The sequence below is a fragment of the Paenibacillus sp. Aloe-11 genome (genome assembly GCF_000245715.1).
In the GTDB taxonomy this organism is placed as follows: domain Bacteria; phylum Bacillota; class Bacilli; order Paenibacillales; family Paenibacillaceae; genus Paenibacillus; species Paenibacillus kribbensis.
In genome coordinates, this window is record NZ_JH601043.1 from 36134 (window position 1) to 44213 (window position 8080).

Annotated in this window: 7 protein-coding genes; 4 read left to right on the forward strand and 3 right to left on the reverse strand. The window is 48.9% G+C overall.

Going from position 1 to position 8080, the window contains the following annotated elements:
- The 3 genes from WG8_RS02330 to WG8_RS02340 all read right to left on the reverse strand — a co-directional run.
- On the reverse strand, positions 1 to 1224 hold a 1224-nt coding region (locus tag WG8_RS02330; protein WP_007428455.1), incomplete at its 3' end, for a copper resistance CopC/CopD family protein.
- Positions 1225 to 1486: 262 nt separating this feature from the next.
- Complete coding sequence (locus tag WG8_RS02335; RefSeq protein ID WP_043890706.1) at positions 1487 to 3337, reverse strand: bifunctional diguanylate cyclase/phosphohydrolase; 1851 nt, start codon at positions 3335 to 3337, stop codon at positions 1487 to 1489.
- Positions 3338 to 3619: 282 nt separating this feature from the next.
- Complete coding sequence (locus tag WG8_RS02340; RefSeq protein ID WP_007428458.1) at positions 3620 to 4213, reverse strand: DUF5317 domain-containing protein; 594 nt, start codon at positions 4211 to 4213, stop codon at positions 3620 to 3622.
- A 214-nt stretch (positions 4214 to 4427) separates the two neighbouring features.
- Here WG8_RS02340 and WG8_RS02345 point away from each other — a divergent pair, with 214 nt between their 5' ends.
- From WG8_RS02345 to WG8_RS27740, 4 genes are all read left to right on the forward strand, one after another.
- The gene (locus tag WG8_RS02345) at positions 4428 to 5657 is read left to right on the forward strand and encodes a multidrug effflux MFS transporter (protein WP_007428459.1); all 1230 of its coding nucleotides are present in this window, start codon (positions 4428 to 4430) and stop codon (positions 5655 to 5657) included.
- A 127-nt stretch (positions 5658 to 5784) separates the two neighbouring features.
- Positions 5785 to 6135 (forward strand): metal-sensitive transcriptional regulator, encoded by a 351-nt coding sequence (locus WG8_RS02350; protein WP_007428460.1) that lies wholly within the window; start codon positions 5785 to 5787, stop codon positions 6133 to 6135.
- A gap of 57 nt (positions 6136 to 6192) precedes the next feature.
- Positions 6193 to 6393: a copper ion binding protein gene (locus WG8_RS02355; RefSeq protein ID WP_007428461.1), complete on the forward strand. Its 201-nt coding sequence runs from the start codon at positions 6193 to 6195 to the stop codon at positions 6391 to 6393.
- A gap of 116 nt (positions 6394 to 6509) precedes the next feature.
- Positions 6510 to 8080: heavy metal translocating P-type ATPase (locus tag WG8_RS27740; RefSeq protein WP_007428462.1), on the forward strand; the 1571-nt coding region annotated here is incomplete at its 3' end.

Below are 8080 nucleotides of genomic sequence, written 5' to 3' on the forward strand. Positions count from 1 at the left end.
CGCTGCTTTCCCGAGCAGAACGAGTCCGTAGGACGTGTTCAGCAGCATGGAGGGAGCCGGTACATACAGCACGGCTCCATAGATACCGGTGGCGAGCAGCGCAGCCACCATGGCAATGCCCCAGCCGGCGAAGCGGCGCAGGGCTGCTTGTCGCAGAGCTGTCCGCTCCGACGCGGGCAGCTCTGATCCGGCAACAGGCAGGCACACAGCCATGACGGCAAGTGAGCCGATCCAAAAGGCCGCGGCCGCCAGGTGAACAAAGTCCGCGGCAATGGCCGGAGCCGGATGGGTCGCCGCTGCCGGGTGGCCGACAAAGGCTTTGGACAGCATGACGCTCAGCGTCAGGATAACAGAGCTGTAGCTCCACAGACGGCGCTGGCGGATGGAAATGCTGTGATCCAACGTGTAAATCAGCGTTACACTCAGCAGTAGTACGAGAATCATCTGGATGAACCAGACCTGTCCTGCCCCTGTAAACTGGAGAGCTTCTCCCAGGATCGGGAGTGTAAAGCCCTGCCCGATGGAAACCCCCGCATCCCATGAGGCCTGAAGCGGCAGGCTGACCAGAATGGCAGCTGACGTTATGCCGTAGCCGCTCCATAGCAGCACGGGCCAGTGAGGTAATGCGGCAGAGGAGTGTTGATCAAGCTCCTGCGACGCCTCTGCTTTCTTGCCCTTGTCTTGGCCTAAGCTTGGCAAGATGAACAAACGGAAGCAAAGCGCTCCGAAAAGCAGCGATATTCCGATGTAAAGGAACCACCGGACAGCGATTAAGTCAGGTCGTGATGCAACTGAGCCTTCAGATGTGGCAGTCTCGTTGGTATACGAATTGGAACCGCTACCGACTTGAAAGGGAATAACTCCATTAATTGGGTGTCCGTCTGCAGACAAGGCTCTCCAATTGACAGTGTAAATTCCAGCTTTCATCCCCGGAATCAGTTTGATTTCCATGGTGGTTTTGTGTTCCGGGTTGAGCTGTGCTTTTCCTGTATCGGCTCGCTTGCCTGTCTCATCGGTCACCTTGATCGACATAAAGGCAGACTGCAAATCCTCATTAAAGGTGATGCTCACCTGTGAAGGCGGCTTGTCCAAAATTTGATTTTCGGTCGGACTGGATTCGATGACAAATGCATGAGCCCATAATGAGCGAGGAAACAGGATAAGAAGCGGTAGGCACAGCAATAGAAGACAAGCCACGCGAGCTGGCCTGGACGGATACGACATGCCTGTGAAGTCACCTTCTCTCGATTACTTGAAGCGAGGATATCCTCATTTGTAATATTTTATACAGACAAATCCAATCTCTATCTATCATAGTCCATACAGCGTAAATAGATGGAGCGAATTATGACATTTATATGAAATTTGAAATAAATCAGTATGTTTCAAGTACCACTCACATAAAAACCTCTACCGGTATAGAAATCAGGACGATTTCTATACCGGTAGAGGCAATGAGGCCGAGCATCAAGCATATAAAGAATATTTAGTGGCCTGTTTCCATGGAATCCATGAAAGCAGGTTGCTTATGCTGAATATAGTGGATAAAAATAGCCGTTAGTTCGGGATCGAATTGGCTGCCTGAGCAGGCTCGCAGTTCTTCAATGGCCTCCTCGAACGTTTTGGTGGGTTGGTAAGGGCGTTCAGTCGTCATCGCATCAAAAGAGTCGATAATTGTCAGCATCCGACACAGCCGGGGAATTTGCTCCCCCTTAAAGCCAAACGGATAGCCTCCCCCGTCAAAGCGTTCATGATGCAATTCCACAAAAGGAACCAGATCTATGAATCGCTCGTTTGCCTCTATGATTCGTTTGCCCCACGTGACATGCCCTTTCACCATCTGCCATTCCTCACAGGACAGCTTTTCTTTTTTATTCAGGATATTCCATGGGATTTCCAGCTTGCCAATGTCATGAATGAGAGCACCCAGCGCAAAACGTCGTTTGTCCTCCGGGCTGAGCTGAAGCATTTCGCTCATGTCTGCTGCATATCTGAATACCCGTTTGGAATGCTTGAAGGTATTGATATCCTTGTACAAAAACAGATTAAGCTGCTGTTCGATATCGCGAATATCCTGTCCCAGATCGACTTCACGTTCCACTTCATTTAAACTGCCATGGGTATGAACGATATTTTTCCCCTGCTTCTTGGCGTAGTACAGTGCTTTATCTGCCAGATCGACCAGCTGTGACTTGTCGTAGATGTCGACGCGGCTTTGTGCAATGCCCGCGGAGAAGGACAAGCAGCCGTGCGGGAAAATTTCCACGCCTTCATAGCGGGAGTCATTTAGCCTTTTTCGGATGGCATTAACGATTTCGTAGGCTTGTTCAGCGGTATGGTCAGGCATAAGCAGGGTGAACTCTTCTCCGCCATAACGGGACACAGTGATGTGGGTACCAGAGGTTTCCTTTTTTAGAAAATCACCTAGAAATCCCAGCAGTTGATCGCCTTTGAGGTGGCCAAAGTGATCATTGTATTTTTTGAAATCATCAATATCGATCAGAGCCAAACTGAGAGGAATGTTCTGGGATCTGGATATATCCAGTTCGGCTTCAAGTGTATTTTCAAAGTAGCTGTGATTGTATAGTCCTGTTCTGCGATCCATGTTGGCCTTTTCCTCGATTTCCCGATACATCGTGAACATCTGCTTGAAGGCGTGAGACAGGAGCATGCTTAGTCCAAGGACCAGCAGAAGTCCCAAAATGCCGTTGTAATACATCAACGTAGTCAACACCAGAGACAGGATAAGCGTACATAAATATACGAGCAGGGATTCAGCCACAAAAGCCTGTTTCAGCTCATTGAAGGACCCTTTGTATGCGATATAAAAGAAGAGCCCCAGTGTGATTGTATTCACCGCAAAGTAGCAGATTAGCGCGAGCAGATAGGAAGTAAAATGTTCGGCATTCAAAGCCCCCTGCGTTCCGCCGCTTAGATCAAATACGATGGAGGACAGGAAAATGGAAAGTGCATAAATGGAAAAATTGACGGTATGCTTCCACCAGGACAGCTCTTTATGCCGGAACGCGGCAATGACTGCATTGAACAGCAAAACCAGAATGGCAATTTCAATGCCATGCACAAAAATACAAGCAAGGTACACGGAGGAGTCCATGGACTGCTTGTTGCTGGCCGGTGGTAGCTGGAAGGTAAAATGCTCCAGAATCAGAACTGCTCCCAATAGGGAATAGATCGTAACCCACTCTGTTGTCGAATAGTGCAAAAAGGACCAGTGGTTCGTATACAACAAGACGATCACGCCTGCTGTACATATGAGAAACACGTATATTCCCGTCGCGGTAACCCGTTCTTGCAGCTTTTTTAATATACTCATCATTTCTTCTCCTGCCTTGTCGTATCTAGATGTCAAAGCTACCAGGGGTGAATGGAATAATTTACAATTTTGTAATCGGAAATTTCACATGAAAAAACAGGCCGGAATCCAGCCTGTTTTGTTGAGCCTGTGCTTCCTGTTATTTTTATCGGTGACTAGCCCCCGATTTTGTAACCGGAAGTCAAAGCGATTACGACAGAAGCGACGATAATGGCATTGATAATCACACGGGAATATTTCAAATTTTTCATAGGATTCCCTCCCTTCCTTGGAATAAGGTGCGCATTAGGCGTGGCGGGGATTGGTTTCTTGCTGATTATCCTTCTTCTTGTTCACGATCATAACGCTTTGGATAAACAGGAACATCCCGAAGTTCATGACGACATCTCCAATACTGATCACCTGCGTGCGGGGATAGGGTTTGGAGAGGGGGATAATATCACCGAGCAATGATAAATGTGTGCCTGCATCCATCATATAATGCTTCGAGATGACGCTTCCGGATTTAAGCATATCTGTATAATAGGGACCCAGCACCTCCGAAGCGCTTAACGAGACCGGCATCCTGCCGCCATTCACCGCCATGACGATAAAATTCAACAGTACGCCGATGAAAATAAGCCCGAATCCCTTATGGTGTCTGTTCAACCAGAGAAATATCAATCCAATCACATAAATGCCCATAAATAAATATCCGTTAATGGACGCCAGCCAAGCCCACTTTTCCTGGGCATAAAAAATAATAAACTGCACCAGCAGCAGCAAAGGAAACATCCAGCCGGCTATAAGGCGAATTTGACTGAAACGGATCAGACCTTGCCGCCAGCCTCCTCGGAGCAGACCTACAATGAGACCCAGCAGCACTCCATCATAGACCATTATCATTCTCCAGATTCCATAAATTTTTTGTTTTGAGTACATGTTTTGGATATAGTACAATTCGACCTGAAATTGGTAAATTCCTGCCTGATATATAGCAGTTTTGAAAAAAAATCGCGGATTAGCGTGTAATTATTCGAAGCAGGACGAAATGATGATATCATAATATATTGAAGTCATATTTTATATTTTTTTGAAAAGGATGATTCTTATTATGAACCGGTTTTCCAATACGGTAATGGTTGCCGCGGATATGACCAAATCCCGAATTTTATGGATCGCCTTTGTCCTGGGAGCATTGAGTGCTTTTGGACCCTTGTCCATAGATATGTACTTGCCATCATTACCTACATTAGCCGACAATCTGCATACGACCACTTCGCTGGCACAGCTTAGTTTGACCGCCTGTCTGCTGGGATTGGCAGTGGGTCAGATCGTTGCTGGTCCGCTTAGTGATGTCAGAGGTCGAAGAGGGCCACTGGTCATCTCGCTTATTCTGTACGCTGCTGCTTCGCTGCTATGCGTATTTGCGCCGAATATTGGTATGCTCATTGTGCTTCGTTTTGTTCAAGGACTCACCGGGTCAGCGGGAATCGTAATCTCCAGAGCTGTGGCGCGTGATCTATACTCAGGCAAAGAATTGACGCGCTTTTTCTCATTGCTCATGCTGGTAAATGGCGTGGCTCCCATTGCCGCACCTGTGCTGGGTGGAGTGATTCTGAACTTTGTTTCCTGGCGCGGTGTGTTCATGGTGCTGTGCCTGGTTGGTGTGGCTATGCTGATCGCCGTCGTGCTGGGCTTGCCGGAAACGCTGCCTGTTAATCGCCGCTCATCCGGTGGCTTGAAGCAGACGCTGGGTACGCTTGGTCATTTGTTTGCGGATCGACGCTTTATGGGCTATGCCTTCTCGCAGGCGCTGGTTACAGGAGCAATGTTCGCATACATCGCCGGGTCTCCGTTTGTGCTTCAGGATATTTTCGGGGTTTCCCCTCAGACGTATAGCATCATTTTTGCGGTGAATGGCTTGGGAATTGTGCTGTTTTCCCAGCTGACTGGCAGACTCGTGGGTCGCTTCAACGAGCGGCAATTGCTCTTGTCGGGCTTGGTGATTGCGGCTGTAGCCGGGATCAGCTTGCTTACCGTGGCCTTTACCGGAGGTCAATTGTTTGCTGTATTAGTTCCCCTGTTTTTTGTCGTTTCCTGTGTGGGGATTGTGAGCACGACAACGACTTCACTGGCCATGCAGAGCCAACAGCGCTCTGCCGGCAGCGCGTCTGCCATGCTTGGCTTGCTACCTCTGTTGCTTGGCTCCATCGCTTCACCGTTAGTAGGCTTGGGTAGCGGCACAACACCTGTACCCATGGCGGTCGTTATCGCTATTGCAGAGATCGGTGCGCTGTTAAGCTTTCTGGTGCTTGCCAAGGAAGAGCGCGCGAAGGCTTGAAATAAGGCAAACGAGTGACATTTTTCTGGAAGCTTGACATACCCCATGGGGGTATATTATGATAGGGACATATTAACAAATGCACTATGTACTACACAGGCATATACACAACACAGGAGGCTGATGTATGGCTGAGGAACAACCTGTTTCCCACCATGAAGTTCACGAGAATCATTGCGGAACAGACGGGGAAAAGACAGTTAGAAAAAGTCATCACTCGGCAGAGTTCAAGAGCAGTCTTACATCCCGGTTGAACCGCATTGAAGGTCAGGTGCGTGGAATTAAAGGCTTGATCGAGAAGGATACCTACTGTGATGATGTGCTGAACCAGATTGCGGCTGTTCAGTCTGCTCTGAATGGTGTCGGCAAGCTGCTGCTGGAAGGGCATATGAAAAGCTGTGTCATTGAGCGCATGCAGGCAGGAGAGCCGGAAGTGATTGACGAGCTGCTGGTTACGGTCAAGAAGCTAATCCGTTAAAAGCAATACCTATTCACATCATCGGGTACATGAAGTACCCCGGAGGAGGAAAAGAAAATGGCACAAGTTACATTGAACGTAGAAGGCATGAGCTGCAATCACTGCGTGAAAGCAGTAGAGGGAGCTTTGGAGAAGGTCGGCGCTTCCGGCAAGGTCAATCTTGAAGCGAAACAAGTGGCTGTAGAGTATGACGAGTCCAAGCTGAACGTGGAAGCCTTGAAAACTGCCATTGAAGACCAAGGCTATGATGTTGTCTAAATTTAGATACTTCATGCGTGAAGAGATTTGTTTTTTAAAGGAGAAGCTTCGATAGCAGGAGCTTTTTCTTTTTGAACATGATATACCCCTGTGGGGTATGTAGGAGGAGAGCTACCATGGAGAACCGTATGACCGACGGTGATAAGCAGACGACGCTTCATGTTACAGGAATGTCCTGTGCCGCCTGCGCTAGCCGTATTGAAAAAGGTCTGAATCGAATAGACGGCGTGATCCAGGCCAATGTGAATTTGGCGTTGGAGCAGGCGTCGATATCGTATGATCCGAAGCAGGTGGATATCCCTGATTTTCGCGATAAAATTGCTTCTCTTGGGTTTGGAACTGTAAGCGAGGAAGCCAATCTGAATGTGACAGGTATGACATGTGCGGCTTGCGCAACCCGGATTGAGAAGGGTTTGAATCGAATGCCGGGTGTGACAGGCGCTACGGTGAATTTGGCGATGGAAACGGCTCATGTCGAATATGCGGCGGGGAGTATTACAGTCGGGGATCTGGTAAGCAAGATTGAGCAACTGGGCTACGGAGCGATCCCGCAGAGCGCTGATGATCATATAGCGGATGTGCGCAACAAAGATATCCAGCGTAAAAAATGGAAGTGGATCGTGTCTGCAATACTGTCGTTTCCGTTGTTGTGGGCGATGGTGGGTCATTTTTCCTTTACTTCATGGATTTATGTGCCGGAACTGTTTCTAAACCCGTGGTTCCAGCTTGTGCTGACAACGCCAATCCAGTTTATTATTGGATGGCAGTTTTATGTGGGTGCGTATAAAGCCCTTCGCAATGGAAGCTCGAATATGGATGTGTTGGTTGCACTGGGTACGTCTGCGGCTTATTTTTACAGCTTGTACCTTACCTTGCGTCCACCTGCTGTCATGCAGGACATGGGAGGAATGACAGGCACGACAGGAACAGGGGTCATGACTATGCCCGAGCTGTACTATGAGACCAGCGCAGTGCTGATTACGCTTATTTTGGTTGGTAAATGGTTCGAGGCGGTAGCCAAAGGGCGTTCGTCTGAGGCGATCAAAAGTCTGATGAGTCTCCAGGCAACGACGGCACGTGTGGTGCGTGATGGACAAGAGCTCGATGTACCGATTGAGCAGGTACGTGTGAAGGATATCTTTATTGTACGCCCCGGTGAGAAAATTCCCGTCGATGGGGTGGTCGTGGATGGGCGCTCGGCAGTGGATGAATCGATGCTAAGCGGTGAGAGCCTGCCAGTTGAAAAAGAGGCGGGTTCCCCGGTCACAGGAGCTACGCTCAATAAAAACGGGGTACTTCGTATCCAGGCAGAGCGGGTGGGTGGTGATACGGCGTTGGCCCGTATTATTAAGGTCGTGGAAGATGCGCAAAACTCCAAGGCCCCGATTCAGCGGGTCGCGGATCAGATTTCGGGTATCTTTGTACCCATCGTAGTTGCTGTTGCCGTGATGACGTTTCTTGTCTGGTTTTTCCTTGTGACACCGTCTGATTTTGCAGGTTCATTGGAGAAAATGATTGCAGTTCTCGTCATTGCTTGTCCTTGTGCGCTTGGATTGGCTACGCCAACGTCCATTATGGCAGGATCGGGGCGTGCGGCAGAATATGGCATTCTGTTCAAGGGTGGCGAGCATCTGGAAATGACTCGTTCCATCAACGCGGTGGTACTGGATAAGACAGGTACGGTTAC